Annotated in this window: 17 protein-coding genes and 1 pseudogene; 9 read left to right on the forward strand and 9 right to left on the reverse strand. The window is 53.6% G+C overall.

Annotation, left to right across the window (positions count from 1 at the left end; translation table 11 throughout):
• Window positions 1–13: 13 nt before the first annotated feature.
• Both HW450_RS10935 and HW450_RS10940 read left to right on the forward strand, forming a co-directional pair.
• Window positions 14–1,582 carry an ABC transporter permease gene (locus HW450_RS10935; RefSeq protein ID WP_182387515.1) on the forward strand — a complete coding sequence of 523 codons (1,569 nt, stop codon included), beginning with the start codon at window positions 14–16 and terminating at the stop codon, window positions 1,580–1,582.
• Window positions 1,579–2,484: an ABC transporter ATP-binding protein gene (locus HW450_RS10940; RefSeq protein ID WP_182385648.1), complete on the forward strand. Its 906-nt coding sequence runs from the start codon at window positions 1,579–1,581 to the stop codon at window positions 2,482–2,484. The genes HW450_RS10935 and HW450_RS10940 overlap by 4 nt, the downstream gene beginning before the upstream one ends.
• Here HW450_RS10940 and HW450_RS10945 read toward each other — a convergent pair.
• Window positions 2,481–3,509 carry an Lrp/AsnC family transcriptional regulator gene (locus HW450_RS10945; protein ID WP_182385649.1) on the reverse strand — a complete coding sequence of 343 codons (1,029 nt, stop codon included), beginning with the start codon at window positions 3,507–3,509 and terminating at the stop codon, window positions 2,481–2,483. The two genes, HW450_RS10940 and HW450_RS10945, sit on opposite strands and share 4 nt — an antisense overlap.
• A gap of 142 nt (window positions 3,510–3,651) precedes the next feature.
• On the opposite strand from HW450_RS10945, the gene HW450_RS10950 reads away from it, so the two are divergent.
• The 3 genes from HW450_RS10950 to HW450_RS10960 all read left to right on the forward strand — a co-directional run bounded on the left by HW450_RS10950 (window position 3,652) and on the right by HW450_RS10960 (window position 7,284).
• A complete protein-coding gene (locus HW450_RS10950; RefSeq protein WP_182385650.1) occupies window positions 3,652–5,199 on the forward strand; it encodes an AbgT family transporter in 1,548 nt (515 codons plus the stop codon).
• A 24-nt stretch (window positions 5,200–5,223) separates the two neighbouring features.
• On the forward strand, window positions 5,224–6,372 hold the full coding sequence (locus HW450_RS10955) for a M20 family metallopeptidase (RefSeq protein ID WP_182385651.1): 1,149 nt from the start codon (window positions 5,224–5,226) through the stop codon (window positions 6,370–6,372).
• Between the two features lie 369 nt (window positions 6,373–6,741).
• The gene (locus HW450_RS10960; protein ID WP_182385652.1) at window positions 6,742–7,284 is read left to right on the forward strand and encodes a GrpB family protein; all 543 of its coding nucleotides are present in this window, start codon (window positions 6,742–6,744) and stop codon (window positions 7,282–7,284) included.
• A gap of 291 nt (window positions 7,285–7,575) precedes the next feature.
• Here the strand turns inward: HW450_RS10960 and HW450_RS10965 are convergent, their stop codons facing one another.
• From HW450_RS10965 to HW450_RS10985, 5 genes are all read right to left on the reverse strand, one after another.
• The gene (locus tag HW450_RS10965; protein WP_182385653.1) at window positions 7,576–7,917 is read right to left on the reverse strand and encodes a PTS glucose/sucrose transporter subunit IIB; all 342 of its coding nucleotides are present in this window, start codon (window positions 7,915–7,917) and stop codon (window positions 7,576–7,578) included.
• Between the two features lie 395 nt (window positions 7,918–8,312).
• Window positions 8,313–8,861: a hypothetical protein gene (locus tag HW450_RS10970; protein WP_182385654.1), complete on the reverse strand. Its 549-nt coding sequence runs from the start codon at window positions 8,859–8,861 to the stop codon at window positions 8,313–8,315.
• 74 nt (window positions 8,862–8,935) lie between these two features.
• The gene (locus HW450_RS10975; RefSeq protein WP_182385655.1) at window positions 8,936–9,376 is read right to left on the reverse strand and encodes a hypothetical protein; all 441 of its coding nucleotides are present in this window, start codon (window positions 9,374–9,376) and stop codon (window positions 8,936–8,938) included.
• Window positions 9,377–9,998: 622 nt separating this feature from the next.
• On the reverse strand, window positions 9,999–12,767 hold the full coding sequence (locus HW450_RS10980) for a DNA methyltransferase (RefSeq protein WP_182385656.1): 2,769 nt from the start codon (window positions 12,765–12,767) through the stop codon (window positions 9,999–10,001).
• A gap of 102 nt (window positions 12,768–12,869) precedes the next feature.
• Entirely contained in the window at window positions 12,870–13,031 is a 162-nt protein-coding gene (locus tag HW450_RS10985; RefSeq protein ID WP_182385657.1) for a hypothetical protein, read from the reverse strand.
• Window positions 13,032–13,461: 430 nt separating this feature from the next.
• On the opposite strand from HW450_RS10985, the gene HW450_RS10990 reads away from it, so the two are divergent.
• Window positions 13,462–15,246, forward strand: a complete 1,785-nt coding sequence (locus tag HW450_RS10990; protein WP_182385658.1) for a GmrSD restriction endonuclease domain-containing protein — start codon at window positions 13,462–13,464, stop codon at window positions 15,244–15,246.
• Window positions 15,247–15,305: 59 nt separating this feature from the next.
• Window positions 15,306–15,950, forward strand: a complete 645-nt coding sequence (locus HW450_RS10995) for a GIY-YIG nuclease family protein (RefSeq protein WP_220463898.1) — start codon at window positions 15,306–15,308, stop codon at window positions 15,948–15,950.
• Here HW450_RS10995 and HW450_RS11000 read toward each other — a convergent pair.
• The 3 genes and pseudogenes from HW450_RS11000 to HW450_RS11010 form a co-directional block, all read right to left on the reverse strand.
• Window positions 15,937–17,247 (reverse strand): annotated as a pseudogene (locus tag HW450_RS11000) (ISL3 family transposase). The gene HW450_RS10995 and the pseudogene HW450_RS11000 sit on opposite strands and share 14 nt — an antisense overlap.
• A 487-nt stretch (window positions 17,248–17,734) precedes the next feature.
• Complete coding sequence (locus HW450_RS13255; protein ID WP_182385660.1) at window positions 17,735–17,989, reverse strand: helix-turn-helix transcriptional regulator; 255 nt, start codon at window positions 17,987–17,989, stop codon at window positions 17,735–17,737.
• A 72-nt stretch (window positions 17,990–18,061) separates the two neighbouring features.
• A complete protein-coding gene (locus HW450_RS11010; protein ID WP_232843252.1) occupies window positions 18,062–18,727 on the reverse strand; it encodes a TetR/AcrR family transcriptional regulator in 666 nt (221 codons plus the stop codon).
• Window positions 18,728–18,833: 106 nt separating this feature from the next.
• On the opposite strand from HW450_RS11010, the gene HW450_RS11015 reads away from it, so the two are divergent.
• Window positions 18,834–20,300, forward strand: a complete 1,467-nt coding sequence (locus tag HW450_RS11015; protein WP_182385661.1) for a flavin monoamine oxidase family protein — start codon at window positions 18,834–18,836, stop codon at window positions 20,298–20,300.
• Window positions 20,301–20,323: 23 nt separating this feature from the next.
• Window positions 20,324–21,175, forward strand: a complete 852-nt coding sequence (locus HW450_RS11020; protein WP_182385662.1) for a universal stress protein — start codon at window positions 20,324–20,326, stop codon at window positions 21,173–21,175.
• Window positions 21,176–21,187 lie beyond the last annotated feature (12 nt).

The following is a 21,187-nucleotide window of genomic DNA, read 5'->3' on the forward strand; positions in this document are numbered from 1 at the left end:
ACGAATTCGATTGATGAGGATGGGCGTTTGGCTCATCCTCATTGGCCTTTTTCTCGCTCCTCTTGGCCTGGTTGTCTCGCTCGCCTTCGGAGGCAACCAATGGCCCATTCTCTTTGAGCAAGGGCTCGGCAAAGCTACCTGGAACTCGGTCTACACCACCGTCTTCGCCAGCGTTGGCGCACTTGTTGTGGGTACGGCAGGCGCTCTCATTCTGGAACGCACCGATGTGCGTGGGGCGCAGCTGTTGAGGCTTTTCCTGCTTTCTCCGCTGCTGGTGCCACCGTTCATTGGCGCGATTGCGTGGATGCAGCTGTTTGGGCCGAAACAGGGAGTCAACAGTTGGTTTGGTCGGGAAGTATGGAATGTCTATGGCGCTGATGGCGTCATTGTGCTGATGATCCTCCACTCCTATCCAGTGGTGTATTTGGTGATCGCAGCAGCGCTCAAGCAAATCCCCGGAGACATGGAACACGCCGCCCGGATCAGTGGCGCCGGGACGTTCACCGCACTGCGCACCGTCACCATCCCGTTGCTGCGCTCTGCGCTGCTCAGTGCGTTTACCCTTACTGCAGTAGCCAATCTCGCAGACTTCGGCATCCCAGCTATTCTCGGCTCTCCCGAGCGCTTTGAAACACTGGCCACCATGATCTACTGCTTCATGGATTCCGGGACTGTAGCTAATCCACTCCAGGTAGTGTCGACAGTCGGCGTCGTGCTGTTGTTGCTGGGAATAGGTGCCGTTATCTGCGACTACCTGGTGTCCCTCTGGGCGTCGGCAAGTATGCCCGATACGGGCGCGACGCAGCGGTATCCACTTGGTATTCTGCGTCTGCCGGTCACTGTTGTCGCTTGGGGCCTCGGGCTCGCAGTGACGTTGGCGCCACTGCTCGGGCTTACCTACCGCTCGCTGCTGCCAGCTCCGGGCGTACCGTTCACTACGGAGACCGTCAGCTTCGATAATTTCCGCTTGGCGCTGGGCAACCCACGCGTCGTCGAGGGCTTTGGCAATTCCGCGCTGCTTGCTGTTTCGGCCGCCCTGTTGTGTGGCGTGCTCGGTTGGGTGGCGGGAATCATCGTGACCCGCACAAGGCACTGGAGCAATGTGCCCATGTCGCTGGTAATCCTGCTGCCCACCGCGCTACCAGGGCTGATCATTGGTGTGGGATGGCTGATTCTTGGCCGTTACACCGGCACCTACAACACTAGGTGGGTGATCCTGGGCGCATATGTGTGCGCGTTCACTGCGCTGGTACTGCAAGCCGTGCGAGCCCCATTGCAGCAAACCCCGCTCGCAGTGGAAGAAGTCGCACGCGTTTCCGGGGCCTCGCGCCTGCGCGCTCTGCTCACCACCGGTTTAATCTCGCTGCCGGCAGCCATTTCGGGTGCAGTGCTGGTGCTGGTCACCGCCGTTCGTGAGCTCACCATCTCCATCCTCTTGGTCGCGCCGGGCACCACCACTCTCGGCGTGCAAGTTTTCAACCTGCAACTGGCCGGTGACTACAACCAGGCCAGCGCTCTGTCACTCCTCTTCGTCCTCGTTGGCGTTGCAGCACTCGGCTTCACAGTAAAGGACCGCGCATGATTCAGCTCAGCGGCCTGGGGGTCACCTTCCCAGACGGCACAACCGGACTCAGCGACATCAACCTCAGCGTCGAACCCGGCGAATTCGTTGCCCTCGTCGGTCCCTCAGGATCAGGCAAGACGACGTTGCTGCGCACCATCGCCGGATTCATCGAACCAACCGAGGGCACGCTGCTTATCGACGGCGATCCGATGAGAGGAGTCCCGCCGGAAAAACGCCATCTGGGCATGGTCTTTCAGCAGCATGCAGTGTGGCCACACATGAATGTATATGAGAACGTGGCTTACCCACTGCGCCGAGGTGGCGTGTTCTCTGCGGAGCGCGTCGGCGAAGCGCTGGAAATGGTGGGGCTGGAAGGCTTTGCCAAGCGAAAGCCCGCGTCGCTGTCTGGTGGTCAGCGTCAGCGCGTCGCCTTGGCTCGCGCCATCGTGGCAGATCCGCGAGTATTACTGCTGGATGAGGCGCTTTCTGCGCTCGATGAGCCGCTGCGTGACTCCCTTCGACGTGACCTCGTTACCCTCGTACGATCGAAAGGGCTCACCACCATTCATGTGACTCACGATCGTGCTGAAGCCCTAGCCCTCGCGGATAGGGTAGTGGTTTTGTCTGGCGGAAAAATCTTGCAAGTAGCTCCGCCCGCTGAGCTGCTGTCTGCACCAATTTCTGCTGAGGTAGCGTCTTTCATTGCCGACGCAACCGTGCTGCCCTCCGGGGAATGGGTGCTGCCTTCCGATGTAACTGTTGTTCCGGAAAAAACCGGCAAACTCGACGGTACAGTTCAATCAGTGCTGTTTGAACGCGGTGGCTACTCCGTCACCGTTCTTGCTGGTGAACTGACCTTCCGCGCTTTCACTGAAGAAAAGCTCGAGGTTGGACAACACGTGGGAGTCGACTTTCCCTAGCTGGCGGGCCACAGTGCAGGCGGAGTGAATTCTCCTAGGTTTCCGTCCTCGTCGATGCTCGTCCAGTAGCGCTTCCAATCGCGCGCGATGATGTTGGTCTGGGTGGCCTTGAGCCCAGAGATCGCGGCGAAATCGTGGTTGAGGATCGTCGTGAGTTCGTGGCGATTTCTGCACACGCCGGTGGCGAAGACATCCGAGTCGCCGGCGATTTGCGTCACGAATCGGTTGGCGGGATGCGGGGAAAACTCACACAGAACGGACTCTGTGTGCTGCGGGTCGGACTGAACGCGCACCAGGAACTTGCAGCCCATGCCGATAGCTGCGAGGTTGCATTCGACGCGGGGACGGAACCAGCCGTCGTCGATAAGGCGGTTAATCAGGCGCTGCGCAGTGGGGATCGATGCGCCGATCACTCCACTAAGTTCCGTTGCAGTCAGTCGGCCATCTTGTTGTAGTGCGCTGAGCGCCATGACTTCCGCCTTGGTGCGTGGAAGCTCAGAGGTAGCTGTTATCTGAGGCAAGTGGGGTGGCCCATTCAGAGGCAGAATTGCTTGGGCTCTCTCCAGGTGTTCACCTTCCAGCAACATTGGATTCCAACCTGAAGCCTTTACAGCCCATTGCAGCACGGGAAGCGTGTAGACGGCGGAGACTCCGTCAATGCAATGAATCTGATCGATGACTCGGACGGTATCGATGTCGTTTTGGCCGTGCAGCGTGGCAAACACTGGTTCTCGACCATAAAGTGAGGCCACATGCTGGGCTTCGGGCAGCTGGGCGACTTCGCGGGCCACGGCGGAATATTCTCGCCCTGAAACGCTTATCCAAGCGTGAACCGGGTAGGTCTGGGAAAACAGATGCCAAGACACTTCACCGACTACACGAATTGTTCGCGATTCCACGAGGCGACGAAGTCGGCGGGAAGCTGTCGATGCTGAAACGCCCGCGACGTGCCCTAAGGCATCGAAGGTGGCGCGGGGATCAAAGAAAAGCGCTCCGACCAGGACAACATCTGTTTCATCAAGCATGTTTTCATCATTGCACAAAATTCTGGGTTTCAATTCCGGCATATGGACATGAATTCGTGAACAAAGTCGGCAAAGTGTGCTTTACTGTGAGCTAAGTCGCCAACAAGGGTCGAATAAATCTACTTCACTCAAGGGGGTTGAAATGTCAGCACCTGTCCAAGCTTCGACACAAGAGGTTTCGGGAGGAAAGCTCATTCAGCTTGCTTTCCGCTCAATTAATGCCATCGAAAAGTGGGGCAACAAGCTGCCACATCCGTTTTGGCTGTTCTGCATTCTTTCCGTGCTGCTCATCGTTCTCAGCGCAGTTCTCAAAGCAATGGGCGTTACCGCGGTGAACCCAGCTGACGGCAAGACAATCGCTATCAAATCGCTACTGTCCCAGGCTGGTGCAGAAGTCATCATTGGCGACGTAGTGAAGAATTTTGCGGACTTCCCGCCGCTTGCCACTATTTTGACCACGATGCTCGGCATTGTGATCGCCGAAAGGAGCGGGCTTTTCGACGCTGTCCTACGCCTGACCGTGCTGCGAATTCCAGCGCGCTTCACCACGTTTGCGCTCGCATACGCAGGCATGATCGGTCACGTTGCTGGCGACGCCGCTTACGTAACGTTGATTCCTCTTGGTGGAATCGTCTTCAAATCCTTGGGGCGTAGCCCAGTGCTCGGATGCATTGTAGCGTTCGTGTCTGTATCCGCGGGCTATGATGCATCGCCGTCGATTACTCCGACCGACATTTTGCTCTCCACCATTTCGACCGCTGCAATCCACACCATGGATCCTGCTGGATTCATGAACCCAACGTCTAACTACTTCTTCTCCTTGGCATCCTCCGTACTGGTCGCTTTGACTATCACCATCGTTGTGGAAAAGGTGCTGGTCAAGCGTCCAGATTTGGAGGAAGACGAAGACGTGACTGGCGAAGCTACCACCATTTCGTCATTGGATCTCAGCAGCAATGAACGCGCCGGAATACGCATGGCCACCCTCGTCGGAATGCTGTTTTTCGTTGCGCTCGTTATCGCTATGACAATTCCGGATTCGCCGTTCCGTGGTCCCCAGAATGAGCTGCTGAAGTCCCCAGTGATGGAAGGAATGGCAGGTGTTATTGGCCTGTTTTTCGCCTTTGTGGGCTTTGCCTACGGGAAGGCTGCAAAGACTTACTCGAAGCTTGGCGACGTCATCCCAGCCATGACTGAAGGATTTAAGTCTATGGCTCCGATTCTGGTGTTGTTCTTCGCCATCGCGCAGTTCCTCGCTTACTTCAAGTGGACGGGTATCGGTCAGGTTCTTGCGATCTACGGTGCCGATATCTTCAAGCAGATCAATGCACCTGGTTGGGCGATTCTGTTGGGAATGGCCCTCGTCATTTCGGTAATGAACCTGATCCTGACCAGTGGTTCCGCCATGTGGGCGCTCGCCGCGCCGGTTTTCATTCCAATGCTCATGCTGCTCGGAATTGAGCCGGAAGCCACTCAGGCTATGTACCGCGTCGCGGATTCGGTTACCAACTGTGTTACTCCGATGAGCCCATACTTTGTGATGGCACTCGGCTTCATCCAGTCCTACAAGAAGAGCGCAGGTATCGGCACCCTAGCTTCCTTCACGCTGCCTCTGGCAGGCGTCATCTGGGTAGTGTGGGTCGCGTTCTTCATGATCTGGTATCTCACCGGCATCCCGTTTGGATTCTAAAAAGAAAGAGGAAAGAGAAAACCAATGAAGTTGCTTACCGGAGTAGAAAAGCACCTGGATGAAATCATCTCGGATATTACTTGTTTGGTGGAAACCGAAACTTACAGCACCGACCTCAAAGGCCTAGACGATGGTGCTGACAAGATCAAAAAGATCCTTACTGCTCGCCTTGGTGCCAATATCAAAATTGAGACCATTCCAGCAGAAGGATTCGGTGACCATTTAGTGGTAACGGTGCCGGGCACGTCTGGCAAAAAGGCGTTATTTGTTGGGCATTACGATACGGTATGGCCACAGGGAACACTCGTACAGTGGCAGCAACGAGAAAAAACTGATGCGACTGGTCGACGCCAACTGTCAGGCCCCGGGATTTTTGACATGAAGACCGGGCTAGTTCAAGCCATCTGGGTTACCAAGGTACTGCAGGAATGGGATTTGCCACGCCCAACAATTACGTTGCTCATCAATGGTGACGAAGAGATCGGATCGCCTTCGTCGCGTGCGCTGATTGAAGATCACTCTAAGGGGAGTGACATGGCGTTTGTTTTCGAAGCCTCCCATGAGGGAAAGGTTAAAACGTCACGTAAGGGGGTTGGCCTTATCACCGTGGAAGCCATTGGAGTGGAGTCACACGCTGGACTCAACCCTGGGGACGGCGCTAGCGCTATCACCGCCTTGATGGAGTGGTGTTTGGAGGCAGTGAAACTGGCAAATCCTGTGGAGGGGACCACAGTGAACGTAGGGTTAATATCAGGTGGTACCGGCAGTAATGTCGTCGCAGGTAAAGCTACAGCGAAGTTGGATATTCGTCTCCGGACTTTTGCAGAACAGGAGCGACTCGATGTTGCCCTTGACCAAATTGAGTGGACTGATGATCGTGTTAAGATCAACGTCACTAAGGGATGGAACCGGCCTCCAATGGAGTTCACGCCCGCGAGCCAGGACCTGTACCGAGAATTAGAGACTACCGCCTTGGAAATGGGGAAAAGCATCGAGCACACAGCCGTCGGTGGAGCCAGCGATGCCAACTTTATTGCCCCATTGGGGATCCCTGTCATATGTGGCATTGGGGCTGATGGCGCGGGCGCGCACGCACGTCACGAATTCATTTATCCTGACTCGATTCCTTTTTTCATCGCACTGGTGGCGGGAACAGTGTCACGGCTAGCCTGAAGATGAAAAATCCCAAGGGTTTTTCAACGGTTGTTCATTGGATATAAACACATGCTCTGTTTAAACTGTCAGTGAAAGCATTCTTCGATTTCCAGCAGTTCTAGATTAAATTGGGGAGCTACAGCTTTGCCCACGCGGTAATAGAAACAATGTAGTTTTCGCGTGATTCAGGAAACTCGACTTATCTGGTACGACCTAGCATGTCGATGTGCTCGGACGCGCGAGATCGTGCGCGTCCTGCTTAGCCACCGTCGTCCTGGCCCACGGTGGCCCTTGCGCCGCGACTGGAACGTCCATAACTCTCCCATCGGTTTTCGGCTGTTTCGGTTACCGGCCCGTTTTTTCGCGGGCGGTGATAAAATCACCGCTATGTCTGTTCACGTCGTGCCGTACTCGGACGAGTGGCCAACACACTTCGCGGAGGTGGCGAGCGAGCTGCACCGCGCGCTCGAAACCGTCCCCGTCGTGGCGATCGAACACGTCGGTTCCACCGCAGTGCCAGGTCTTGCAGCTAAGCCCGTTCTCGACATCGACATCATCGTGGAACGCCAGCATGTTGATGCTGCGATTTCTGCACTTGCTACTGCTGGATACGTTCACCGCGGCGATCTCGGCGTGACAGACAGAGAAGCATTCACCGCACCAGACAATGATCCAGCCCGGCACGTCTACCTTTGCGTAGAAGACACCTTGCACCTGCGAAACCATTTGGCCTTCCGTGACGTCCTCCGGCAGCGGTCCGACCTGCGCGAGAAATACAGCGCGGTGAAAATGCACTTGGCTCGAGATCCCGAAATGGACATCGATACCTACATCGCGGGGAAGGCCGGCGTGCTGCAAGAGATACTCGCATACTCCGACCTCACCGATGAAGAGAAGGCACTGATCTACAAACTGAACACGCAAAGCTGAGGCTGGGGCTGGCTTGGGGCTTGACGACGAACCTGCCTGCGTTTTACTTGAGCAAAGCGGTGAAGTTGGAGAAGATCAGCAGTGGAGCGATACCGATGGCTACCGGTCGGTTCAGATCGAGTTTGCGGGCAATTGTGTAAGCGTACGAACCGGAAGACCGGGTTAGAGACGGAAAGCAACACACAATAGATGTCTGCCTACTTGCTCAGATAATCCAAGGTGAAGTCCAAGATCAGCAGAGGCTTCAGGATGCCGACGCCGACGATGACAGGAACGATCGGCACGAAGATGCTAACGACGAAGTCCATCACCGCATTGCCGACGTGCTTGGCCGTCCACGGCCGCTTCTCTGCGACAGTGGCTTTGGGCCTCGCTGGAACCGCCGCCAGAGCGACCGGTTTCCTTGATCATCGCCTCGTACGCCGGGACGACGTTATTGCCGATAACGATCTGGGTCTGCGGACCTGTGATGACACCAAGCACGCCATCAATAGCCTGCAGCTTTGCCTTATCGACCTTCGACTGGTCAGCAATATTAATGCGAAGACGAGTGGAGCAGTGCGGCACCAAATTGATGTTCTCGCTACCACCGACGTGTTCAGTGACTTGCTTGGCAAGGGATTGGTAGTCCATTGCGATCCTTCTTTCCGTAATGAGCCTCATGCGCTTGGCAAAAGACTTCGAAGAAACGAAAAGCTCGAACATAAGCCAATATTGCGCGCTGTCATCGAATTGTGCGAGGATCTTGCCTGCGAGACCAGTTATATATCCTGAAACTCAGTAATGTCCGATGCACATTGGAATGTCAATATGGTTTGGGTCTCTACCGATTACTTTCATGGGGGCGTTTGTGATTTTTATAGGTTCGTACAACTTGAGTTGTTTAAGTGTAAAGGCTGTTCGTGACAGTTCAGCTTGATGAACTGTCATTTCGGGCATGTACGAATTGGCACTGCAATGTTAGGCGGCGTTACTGTAGGCTCAGGCCGACTCGAAATTACGAACTCTTAGTAGTGTTAGAAAACTATCTAAAAAGAATCGGAATAAGGAACCGGGACCTCGAGGAAGCGAATTGGATCAACTGGGATTTTATCAAGTTTTCCGTTGTGTCTTCTTATCCAATGGATTCCGTTTGTATCAGTGAAAGCGATTTCAATACCTGGTTTACGACTCATTCCGCCCCAACTATTTTCGAAAGACACAATACGACTTCCAGGTGGAACTGATGAACTAGCTTTTCTAAGGTAAAGGTAATTGCCGGCCTTCTTCTCTAAGCTTCTGACTTCTTCGGAGCTGTGTGGTCCAGAACCGGAATAAATTACCAGTGAAGCAACGACATTGTATATTGGTAACTCCGAACCGTTATGGATAATAAAAGATGTGCAATTGGGGATGCTATTTCCTATATGAAGCCAGCCAGAAATTTTTGAAGCCTGATACAGTTCAATCTGTTTGAACTCTTGCTTTTCTCTTTTGATTCTTGAGGTTAGTTCAATTTTAATTTGAGTAAATGTGACGATAAAAGCCCCCAGGGTACTTAGGGAGCCTATCCAGATGGCGATTTCTGAACTTATCATGTGTTCCAGTTCTCATTCTGCTCGAAGTTGCATTTCTATCGAAAATCCCGGAAGGGAATTCCTATTTCGTTAAGTTATTCCGGATGGCTGTGGTAATGCTTAACTAGGTCATAGAATTTGAGCATTCGGCTAATTTGGCCGGAGTCGGGATTGTGGGATGAAAAGTAGTGCCTAAGTTCTGGACTGTGGTAGAAAAGCTTAGTTGAAGGTGAATATCCCAGTTTATAGATCGCTGAGATGGTCAATTTTATTGACTCAAGATCGGAGATAGGTCTGTCGCTTTTGGTTTGACAAACTCCGTAGCTTGCGGATCGCGTGAATCTGCCGAATATTCGTTCAAGCCGTCTAAACCACTTTGGGCGTTGTTGACATTCTGCGAGTGCGATTGCTGAAACAATGTTTGAAAGTTGCGGATCTTTGTTGCAAAGTGACGGAATTTCATTCCAGGTTTCAGCGCCAATGTCTTCAATTAGTTCATTTACCAGCTTTTTTCCTTCGAGCTTCTTCGCTGTCATTATTGACCTAAACATGAAAATTAAGATGGCGGCAAAAAAGCCTGACCAAACCGAGGTTACTAACTCCTTAGTTTCGGGAACGAGGATTGCAAAGTGTTTTCTAAAATGGTATACAGTGCTCGCTGAAATGATTACTGTAATTAATCCGTTAATGTGATAAACCGAAAAAAGTATTCGGTTACTTTGTGCGGGTCTATTCCATAAATTTATAATTGACGAAAAGTCGGTAATTGACAGATAAAGGCCAAGATATACAAGGAAGCAAATGGTTGTCGGACCTCCGATACGATCAACGAATGTGGTCGCGAACAATGTGACAATAGCTACCGGTGTCGCGCGGAAGACGACAAGGCTGCGGAACGGTGAGGTTCGCACATGATTATCCAGAGTTGATTTTACGCTTGTATAGGCTTCGGGCCACTCATTTTTTATGAATCGATAAATGAATTGAAGTAGGAATGCGCAGAGGATTGAGACTAAAAGAGAGCTTAAAAGTGGTACGTTAATGTCAAATGTCATGGTTTATGCCAACGTGGATAGGAGCGGGTATCTAGAGAAGTATCGTTATTATTTCCTGAATCATTGAGGCTTCCAGAATTTTTGGCTGTAAACAATGCCCTAGTTATGTATTGTGTAGCCTGAATAGATGAGCTACGATCTTCTGCTCGTCGCCATCAAAATCCACGCCGTACGCCCGCTCAACCGCCTTATCGAGCTCCCGGTGCGCCTTCATCAACTCCGGGTACAAGAAATCATTGTCCGGGTCGTACATGTCCGCCAACGTCGCACCGGGGTACAGCTTGCGCGCGTCAAGCACAGCTTGCGCCCGCTTCTCGACGTCGCCCCTCGCAGCCTCATCCACCTCGGGGAAAACGAAATTGTTGTAGAAGGTGGTGTTGCCGTAGCGGTAATCGCTCTTGAGTCGGCCGGCGACAACACGCATCCAAGCATTTTGAAATTGTGAGAGAAGAATACCAAAGATGAACAGTGATCCTGAGGGAATGAAATACAACATGTCACCTGGAATCATTCCGTCTTGGACAAAACCGAAGGGCACGTATCTCCGACGTTCGGACGACACCTTTGGAATGCCAATGTAAGTGCCGTCTTTGAACTTCGAGGTCGGCCTCAGCAAATGCGGTCGATCGGCCAACTTGTAGGCATCGCCAGTCTTGGTCTGAGCCAGGCGCCACTCTCTACAGTCATCAACTCGCTTCCGGAGATATGGAAGTTTCTTCATCTCAGACCCAGTAATTTCGGGTAACCAAAGGCAGTATCGGTCCTTGCCATTGATGAACTCGGCACCCATCGAGAATTTGCGAATCCATGGTTCAGCAGCTGGCTCGTTCGCGATTAATTCTGCCCGCTCGTCCGGCGAAAGTAAGAGGTGACCACCATCCGCTGGCTTAAATCCTTGTGCCATCTCCGGAACATCCGAAATTGGTTTCGACCTGCGCGTCAAGAACACATCTGGCGCATCTGCGAGATATCCGTTCAGATGTGCAGGTTCTGTGTATTCAACTCCAGATCGTGTGTAGGTCCACGCCTGTTTGAGCGGGCGGTCGACATATGAGAATCCCACAATGATGCAGAAAACATGTGCCTGATCAGTGGCTTCGTTACTCCACACGAATGTGCGGTGGGCAAAGTTGATTTTGATCCCGGCGTCGAAAAGCGGCTTCCACAGCGGCGTGACCTGCTGACCCTGGCAGATCGAGTTCGTGGAAACGAGAGCAGCTTCGCACAGGGTGCCCGTCATGAAGTCCGCGGCTTTCTTGTGCCAGCAAGCGACATAATCCAGGAGACCGCCGTCCTTGCCGAAGATGGCCTTCCGGTCTTCCTTCTGTTCATCAGTAAGACGGGAGTAGCCCAAAAATGGCGGGTTGCCAATGATGTAATCGCACTTCTCGGGCGCGATCACGTCAGCCCAGTCAACCCGCAGTGCGTTGCCGTGGTGGATGTGGGCGGCGTCGTGAAGCGGGAGGCTTTCGATGTTCGTGGTGACGATCGTTTCGGCCTCGATGTTGGCCTGGAGCTGCGCGATCCACAGGGCGGTGGAGGCGACGGCTACGGCGAAGTCGTTGATTTCGATCCCGTGGAATTGGTTCAGGCTGATCTTGAGTGTGACGTCGCTAAAACCCAGTTGGGTTTGGTCGCCGGCGAGCTCGGAAAGGATTTTGTTCTCGAGTTTGCGCAGGTGGATGTAGGTTTCCGTGAGGAAGTTGCCGGAGCCACAGGCCGGGTCGAAGAACGTCAGGCCCGCGATCTTGTCGTGGAACGCTTCGAGTTGCTTCTTGCGCTTATTCGCGGAGATGCCCTGGGCGTCGACAATGCCGGCTAGCTCGGCTTTGAGAGCGTCGAGGAATAGCGGGTCAATCACCTTGTGGATGTTTTCCGGCGAGGTGTAGTGCATACCGCCCTTCGCGCGGGTTTCCGGGTTCAGCGTGGACTCGAAAACGCCACCGAAAATGGTCGGGGAGATCTGCGACCAGTCGGTCTTCTGGGACACCTCGTTAAGGAGCAAGTCCAGGATTTCGTCCGTGAAGTGCGGGATCTGCTCCTCATGGGCAAACAAGCCACCGTTGACGTAAGGGAAAGCTTTCAGCTGATCAGATAGGTACGGATCACGCTGGTCTACCGGGGTATTGAGGACCTGGAACAGATCCAGCAGCGCGCCACGTACCTGATCCGCCCGCAACCCATCCAGGTAGCGATAGAACGCATCCTTATTAAACAGGCCTGCGTCCTCTGCGAACAAACAGAACACCAGCCGGACACACAGCACGTTGAGCGAATGCTGGGACGCATCTGTGTCGGGGTCTAGGTATTGGGCGCGAAGGGCGTCGTAAAGCTTGCCGACGAGCTGTCCCGCATCCATCGAGACCTTCTCTTCGCGGACCGCGCGGGCCTTCTGCGGGTCAACGAGGAAATCGAGAAGGTGGACCTGCGTAGGGAGCTCATCGAGGGTGAAACTGAGATAATTCGCCTCCGCGTTCTCCTTGTCCAGGTCATAGATGCGGAACTCCTGGAAATTGCAGGTGATGATGTAACGCGGGCGCTGGCTGAACTGCATCGTGTTCGCATAGTTCAGCGCCTGGCGGAACGCCGTCACCGTCTGCCCTTGGCGAATATCAGCCTTGTCTAGATCGACATTGATCGACTTCTGCTCAATGAACGTCTTCGCATCCGGAATCCACACATCGATGTACCCGCGCTGGCTCGTCTTCGCCTCAAAAATGACGTTGGTAGTCGTGTCCTTCATCCCCACAACGTTCTCGAGTAAATCGAGCCAAAACTGCTGCGTATCCGACTTCTCGTTGCCCCTGTCAGCCCAGGTGGTGACGAAGGTTCTGGCAGCAATCAGTTTTTCAGCGGGGGAGAGGGAGCTCATGGGTGTTATCTTATCGTGATTTAGCTGGAATTAAACCTTTGCAACTGGTCAATTGCTCCAGGTGGTTGCGTTGGCTCTCCAAGGTGCTGAGTCACAGCGGTTTTAGTCCTTGGAGAGGCCTCTTAAGGCGACGATAGCTCTTTCTAATGCTTCAGCTGCATCTTGGTGTGTCTGCGACCGCTGGCGCAAATTTTCGTTAGCTTTGCGCAGACGTGCGTTTTCCTCAAGGAGTCGTTTGATCTCTTCACTCTCGTTGGCGCTCATAACTACAGTGTGCCGTGGGAGTAAGAATCACGTCCATTTTCCGGCGATCAAGCGACCCGCCACTGGGTACATGGTGCTTGAAGAAAGCTTCCTTGGTGCTGTGAGTAGGCGGTCATAAGTTTTTTCTTCGGGACAAACACTCGCTTAATTTCTATGGGATAATCTTCGAGTGCTCCAAGTATTGTGGCGCGCAACATTTCATCCGTTCACCTCAGATTACGCTTCCGTTCTTCCCAGTACACTGCAGATTGAGCAGTATGATGTTTTCGTTGTTCGAGTACCCACGCGCCGAATTTTCGAATGACAGCGACCACACTGGCATTGTCGTTGAAGACATCCCGGGGCCAGCAGCGAAAAGGTGTGTCGTTTACCTCCCGCAAGGAATTGTTTAATGGGACTAACCGTAGCGAAACCTGGCACACTTGAAGTCATGAGCATGTACTCCGTGAACCAGAATCCGGTGAGCACACTACTTTCGTGGATCGAAAGTGACAAGATTGCCATCCCTGAGATGCAGCGGCCCTTTGTGTGGAATTCCACCAAAGTGCGCGATCTGATGGACTCTCTTTACCGCGGATATCCCGTCGGATACTTGATCACTTGGGAGTCTCAGGACGCCCCTAAGAAGGGCGGTGGGCAGGCTGGTTCCCAGCAGATCCTGATCGACGGTCAACAGCGAACTACCGCATTGCGTGCCGCAATTGCTGGAGAACCGGTCATGGGGAAAAACTTCAAAAAGAAGCGCATCATCATTTCCTTTAACCCTCAGACGGAAGAGTTTGAAACTGCCACGCCTGTTCTCCGTAAGCAACCCGAATGGATCTATGACATCCACGAGGTGGTGAGTAAAGCTAACTCCTTCATGCTTACTTCTGAGTATCTACAAAAGAACCCTGACGTGGATATGAAACAGGTTGCTGAAGCGATTCAAAAGCTCATAGATATCCCTAAAGCTCCCATCGGCATCATTAATCTGTCGAGCGAACTAGACGTTGAAACCGTCACCGAAATTTTCGTTCGTATTAATTCCAAGGGCGTCCCGCTTTCCAGCGCCGACTTTGTCATGTCCAAGATCAGCGCCTACGGTGAACAAGGACGCAACCTGCGCAAACTCATCGACTACTTCGCGCACTTAGCGGTAAGCCCACATGACTATGACGAGCTGCTTAATGACGACGAGTTCGCCCACACCCCGTTTTGGCAAGCTATTTCTTGGCTAAAGTCAGATGCAGAAGACCTTTACGACCCTTCCTATGTTGACCTCATTCGTGTCGCCTCCATGCTCGCTTTCCGTCGTGGCCGCATTTCCTTCGTTGTCAGAGAACTCAGTGGCCTGAATCCGGAAACTCGGGCTTTCGAACCCGAGCGCATCCAGCCAGCCTACGACAAGTTTGAAAAAGCACTACTGCGCACAGTAAACGAATACGAATTCAAGAAATTCCTGGTCATCCTGAAGAGTACTGGATTCATCCGTCCGAACATGATCAGTTCTGTGAATGCGGTGAATTTTGCCTATGCACTGTTCTTGATTATGCGGGAGCAAAAGCGCCCCGATCCAGAAATTAGCTCATTGGTACGCCGTTGGTTCGTGATGATCGCTCTTACTGGTCGATCATCGGGAAGCTTTGAAACCGCCTTTGAACGCGATCTACGAGGTGTCGATTCCATCGGTGCAGCAGCGACTCTCAAGGAAATCGAGGATGCAGAACTTGGTGAATCCTTCTGGGAAGTTGGATTGCCGCAGCGGTTGGCGTCGTCAAGCATCGGCAATCCGCAGTTCCGCACCTTCCTTGCCTCGCAAGTGAAGTCCAAGGCGCGTGCATTCCTGTCCAAGCACGCCGAGGTGAGCGCAATGATTGAAACCCAAGGCGATATTCACCACATGGTGCCTAAGGAATACCTGCGCAAGAACGGTGTGAACGACAAGCGTGAGTACAACCAGGTTGGTAACTTCGCGTACGCAGAGACAGCGACCAATATTAAGATCGGAAAACGTGAACCCGCAGAATATCTGGGTGAAATACTGGCTCAAACAGAGTCTGGCGTGCCGACCTTGGGTGAAATTACCTCGCGCGAGGACCTTGAACGGAACTTTGATGAAAACGCTGTCCCATGGTCTCTACTCGAGACCACTGTAGACAACTACGATGATTTCCTGCGGGAACGTCGAATCCTCATGGCCGCAAAATTGCGAGAGTATTATCAAAGTTTGTGATGGCTCGGTTTAAGCGATTTAATATCGCAGGGTTGGAATCGATCGCACCATTGTTTCCCGTGGATCAGCGCCGGGGAATTTACATTCTCGAGTTCGAAAACGGCGAACAGTATGTTGGGCAAGCGCTCAACGTTGTCACCAGGTTTGCCAATCACCGGCATGGATCAGCTCATCACAAGCCATGGACAGACATTGTCGCAATTCAATTCCTACCCGTCATTGAAGAGCACCTGACCCCGATCGAGTTCACACACATCGCTCGATTGCGGGGCCAAGGGATTGAGTTACGCAATAAGATGGGTAACTTCGGTCATCTGCAGCCTTCCGGCCTTGACGAAATCATTTCCGTTGAAGAACAAGAGCATTGGGTGCTGGGGCAGGGAACGTATGGTTCCGCTGCATTTAATTTCGTTGATGTTGCAGCATCGCCTAAGTTGGTCGAAAAACTGAGGCTGAAGGATCCGGAGCTTTTATCGAAGATTCTTTCCGACCTTCGATTTGCTTTTGAGAAACTCGTTCCGAATGCGCCGGAATTGGAATCCCAGTACTGGACTCTTTCCGATTATCCAAGTACTGCGGGTGGCAGGTTTGCAACGCTCAACCTGGGAGTACTCGAATTCGTGGTATTTCCACGTACGAAGTTTCGCATCGATGAGGAATGCCCTAAGTACTTTGGTGGCTCTTCCGGTTTTAGAGTGCGTTGATCTTGTCCTGTAGTTGTCCGGAGTGGATCAGGCACCGCAAGATGTAGTGGTTGAGGTTTCGGAATCCCAGGGCGATCCCCCGTAGGTGCTCGAGCCTGCCGTTGATGGCCTCGACCGGCCCGTTGGACGCCCCGATATCGAAGTAGGCGAGCACATCTTCCCGCCGACGCCACAGGGTTCTCCCGAGTTGAGCCAGCTCCTCCAGACCTTTCGGCAAGCCTTTGCGCAGGGTGGTGATGATCCGTTCCATCAACTTCTTGCCTTCTGATTTCTGCGGGTGCCCGTATGCTGTGATCAGGTCCTGGTAGAACATCCAGGTGACCTCGAGTGCCACGTAGTCATCGTCGGTGGCCCACAGCATGTCCAGGCGTTGTTTCTGCCGCTCGGTGAGGTAGTTCGTCCTGGTCAACAGGGTGCGACGGTACTTATACAGCGGATCATCTTTGCGTCCGCGGCGTCCGGTGGTCTCTCGTTGGAGTCGTTGCCGGCACCCGGTAAGCTTCTCAGCCGCCAGATGCACCACATGAAACGGATCCATCACCTTGGTCGCGTCCGGGAGGACCTGGTCCACAGCACTGGCGTAGCCGGTGAACCCGTCCATGGTCACCACCTGCACCTGGCTGCGGAAACCGGGGTCGCGTTCCTGCAGCCACCCGCGCAGCACGTCCGCGGACCGCCCCGGTCTCATGTCCAGTAGTCGGGCGGGCCCGCGGCCGTCGACCAGTGGGGTGAGGTCCACGAGGATGGTCACCAGGTTCGAAGGCTAACCTCGGGTGTGTTTCCAGACGTGCTCATCGACTCCGAGGATGCGCACGCCGTCGAGGTGGTGCGGGTCGTCGTAGACGAGCTGGCGGCAGGCATCGAGTGCGACCTGGTTGACCAGGTCCCAGCCGATACCGAGTACTTTGGCGGTGGCAGACACACTCATCCGGTCAATGGCGAGGCGCTGGAGGATCCAGCGGGTGACTCGGTGGGTGAGCTTGGATCCGTCATCCGCGCAGGCCAGGGATGCCTGGAAGATCTTCCTAGAGCAGAAGGGCTCTGTGCACAGAAAGCGGGGGACGCGGACGTCCAGGCGGGTGGGGAACCCGACGACGGGAAGATCAACGAGCCGGCGCAGGGTGTGATCCCTCAGCTTGCCTGGGTGCCCGCAGTCCGGGCAGGTGTGGTTCACGGCCACCGGGGTGGCGTCGATGATGGTGATGTTTCCGGCGTCGGCGGCTCCGGTGATCGTGAGGCCGATTTCTGCGGTGCGGCAGATGGTGTCGGCGACGAGGTTGCCAGTAGTAGGCTGCACAGTAGGGTCCTGGTTCGGTTGGATGGAAGCTTCGCAACTCTCATCTTGTACCGGCCAGGACCCCTATATGTTGTGCCACCCCGAACCCCACCCCATGGTCAGCTACGCACTCCGAAACCGGAAGAGCCACTTTGGTTTCATCAATCTGCCTGAAGGCACTCTCATCCCCGAGCAAGATTGGGAACCTTGGGAAGAATTTTCGTTTATAGGGCCGGGGCCTCTTTGCTTCTGTGTGTGCATTGAATACGACCTCTGTCGGACAGATCGATTGTATTTTGAGGTAGGGCGCCTGTCTGAACTATTCCAGGGCAGTGCAGAATTGCTAGGCGCTGCGCGCTCAACGGCAATCGAGCTGATGCGTCAGAACAAGTCCAACCTTTTCCGCAGATGGCATTCCCGGCCACTCGTTAAGGCTGTGATTGAGTCAGGCCCTTAACAACTGGCCAAAAACTTCAGCATTTCGGTCGCATCATCAGATCTGAAAAGCTCATCTAATGCCAAGTGGAATTCCAACGCCCGAGCAAAAGGGACGTTGATGGCGCCATATCCGTGGGAAAGCAGCAGCCGTGACATTCAACTCGATGTCAAAGCCTAAGGTAAGGGCAATTTTCTGCAACGTCTCCAAAGAAGGCTGAGTTTTGCCTGTCGCTATTCGATTCAAAGTGGAACGAGCAATCCCTGCCTCGCGAGCAGTCCTTGAAGGGTGCTCGCTTGCGATGCAGATGAGCTCGTTGACGTCCATATCCCAGAAATAGCAAGATGTCGCATAGATGCACCATGTGTTGCGTGGGTGCAACGCCTTGGAGGGTAAAGGTTAGTTGTTGAGAACAATGCCTCGGATGAGTGCGGACAAGCCCAGTTCAAAGGGCGGGTTCGCGTAAGGGTTTTGTGTGCCGACAACTGTCGGTGCGAGGCGTTGGCCCAGAGCGCGTCGTAACCCAGGGGCGTCCGTAACGTGCTCAGGTAGGTCGAAGATGTTGGCGGGGGCGGCAACGTCATAGGCAGAACCAAAAATGAAGGATTCAAACGCCACGATCACATCCATGACCCGATCTTCTGTCACTCCACCTTGCAGTAGAACCTGCACCAAAAGTTCGTACATATGGATTGTTTCTTGGGTGCCAAAAACAGGCATGGTGGCGATATGGGCAATGAGAGGTGAGTGTCGCGAAAAAACATCACGGTAGGAATGTGCCCAGCGAATAACCGCTTCCTCGGTAGAGATAGTGCCATCCAGATTCAACTCAAGCGCGCTCGTATCGACCTGGGCCATTACTGCGTCTTGGACCAACATGAGAAGTTCCTTCTTGCCTCGCACGTGGTTGTATAGCGCGCTCGTTGCAACGCCTAGTGATCTGGCAACGGCTGCCATTGTGATGGCGTCGTAGCCTTCTTGCTCGGCAATTTTTAATGAGACGGACGCGATCTTTTCCCTGGTGACGATAGATTTTTGGGGCCTTCCGCGGGATCTTTCGGACATAAAACACCTCTCAACTATTCCCAAATCACAAGTTGGCCTGTATTATGGCCAGCATCACATAATGAATCAGGTTCATTTAATTCCTGCTTTGACTGGAGGCAATCATATGGAGAAACTGAAACGTGATGTAGTAATTGTAGGCGCTGGTCCAGCTGGCCTCATGGCTGCCCGAACTGCAAAGAAAAAGGGGCTATCTGTCGCGGTGCTGGAAGCACGCAATCGCGTCGGGGGTCGCACTTGGAATGGCAAAGTTGCAGATGACAAGGGTGTTGAACACTTCATCGAGATCGGTGGCCAGTGGATCTCTCCGGATCAGACCCGTCTGACGGAGCTCGTTCAGGAACTCGGTCTGACAACCTTCCCACGGTATCGGGATGGAAAATCGATCTATGTCTCGCCGGACGGTACCCGTCATGAGTACGAAGGCGTCACTTTTCCTGCTTCGGAAAAGACAATCTCCGAGATGGAAAAATTGATCGAACGCCTCGATGAACTCGCCGCCGAGATTGACCCCCACAAGCCTTGGGAGCATCCCTTGGCTAAGGAGCTCGACCGGGTATCTTTCCGCGATTGGTTGGAACAACTATCAGATGATGCGGAAGCAATCGACAACGTCTCCATTTACGTCGCTTCCGGAATGCTGACAAAACCGTCCTACACATTCTCCACTCTTCAAGCCTTGCTCATGGCATCATCTGCTGGGTCATTTTCGAACCTGGTGGATGAAGACTTCATCCTAGATCGTCGCGTGGTTGGCGGAATGCAATCGGTTTCTTTAACCATGGCGAAGGAACTAGGTGAAGACATTTTCCTCGGCAACCCAGTTCGTTCCATAACCTGGTCCGACATTGACCCTGACACCGCAGATGACCTTAACAACGTAACGGCGGACGTTCGTAACGGCGTTCCTCACAACGGCGAAGCGGGCGACGTAATCGTCAATAGTGATGACCTGGAGGTTCACGCTAAATTTGTGATCCTCGCAGTCCCACCGAACTTGTACAGTCGCATCAACTATTTCCCACCGCTGCCTCGCGACCAACACATTGCGCATCAGCATATTTCAATGGGGCTAGTAATCAAGGTTCATGCGGTCTATGACACTCCGTTTTGGCGTGAAGAGGGACTATCTGGCACTGGTTTTGCCGGAGGCCGCCTGGTCCAAGAGGTGTACGACAACACCAACTACTTCAGCGACGGCGAGGACTCCTACGGAACCTTGGTCGGATTCGTTTCCGACATTTACGCAGAGCAGATGTGGGCATTGCCTCCTGAAGAGCGTAAAGAGGCCATCCTCGAAGCCATGGCAGCATTCCTGGGGCCGAAAACCAAAGAACCCATTGCGTTCTATTTGTCTGACATGGCTGCTGAGGAATGGACTCGCGGTGCGTATGCGACGAGCTATGACCTGGGTGGACTGTCGCGCTGGGGACACCTACAGAACCAACCCACTGGCCCGATCTACTACGCATGTTCCGATATTGCAGGAGCTGGTTACCAGCATGTTGACGGTGCTATCCGCATCGGTGAAACAGTCGCACTGCAAATCGCTGAACAAATCGGCAAAGGATAACAATGGTTCCTACCAGACGGATCATGGTCGCTTATATCGCAACAGGCGGTGGAATCGATGCGTTACGTTTAGCCATTGCTCTGGCTACCGGCCAGAATCTAGGAATCGATATTGTTATCGCTCACACGAATCGCGAAGTAACTCCAGGAGAGTATCCACACGACCGAGGCTTCGAAACGATCCTGGACAGTCAGCTTGCGTCATGGCTTAACGACGCACGGGCTGAGGTGCCAAGTGGCATTGATGTCACCACCCGGGTAGCTGTCGGCGATTCCATCCCAAACATTCTCATCGATACTGCGGTTGAGCTGGGCAGTGAAATGCTGGTAGTCGGTTCGCAAGGCGGAGGGTTTTTCAAACGACTGACCATGGGGTCTGTAGTAAACACGCTGTTGCACAGCTGCCCAATCCCGTTAGCTATTGCTCCTCGTGGGTACAGTTACCCGGGGCCAGTTGACCGGGTGACCGTTATGTTTGGTACTCGACCTGGTGCGACAGACTTGATCGCACTCGGTCTCATCCGGGCTGCACAGCGAAACGTCCCGTTACGTTTTGTTTCCTTAAATATCCACGAGGAGCAACCGGCAGCAAGCGATCCCTTAGAAGCCATCGAGCGCGTGGCAGGACACGACTTGGCAAATCAGGCTCGAGCTCTTGTTGATTCAGACGCAGCCTCTGCGGAGGTAATTTCTGGCAACAGCATAGAAAGCGCGGCCGCCAACTTGGAGTGGTATCCCGGCGACGTGGCTTATATGGGATCGTCGCGAATAGCTGCAGAGGGACGCCTTTTTTTGGGTAGCACGGCGGCCCAAATCCTGCGATACATTCCAGTACCCACCATTGTGATTCCCAACGGATATATGGCTGGTCGTTAAACAACTACACCC

Origin of the sequence: Corynebacterium hindlerae (assembly GCF_014117265.1) — a bacterium.
In the GTDB taxonomy this organism is placed as follows: domain Bacteria; phylum Actinomycetota; class Actinomycetes; order Mycobacteriales; family Mycobacteriaceae; genus Corynebacterium; species Corynebacterium hindlerae.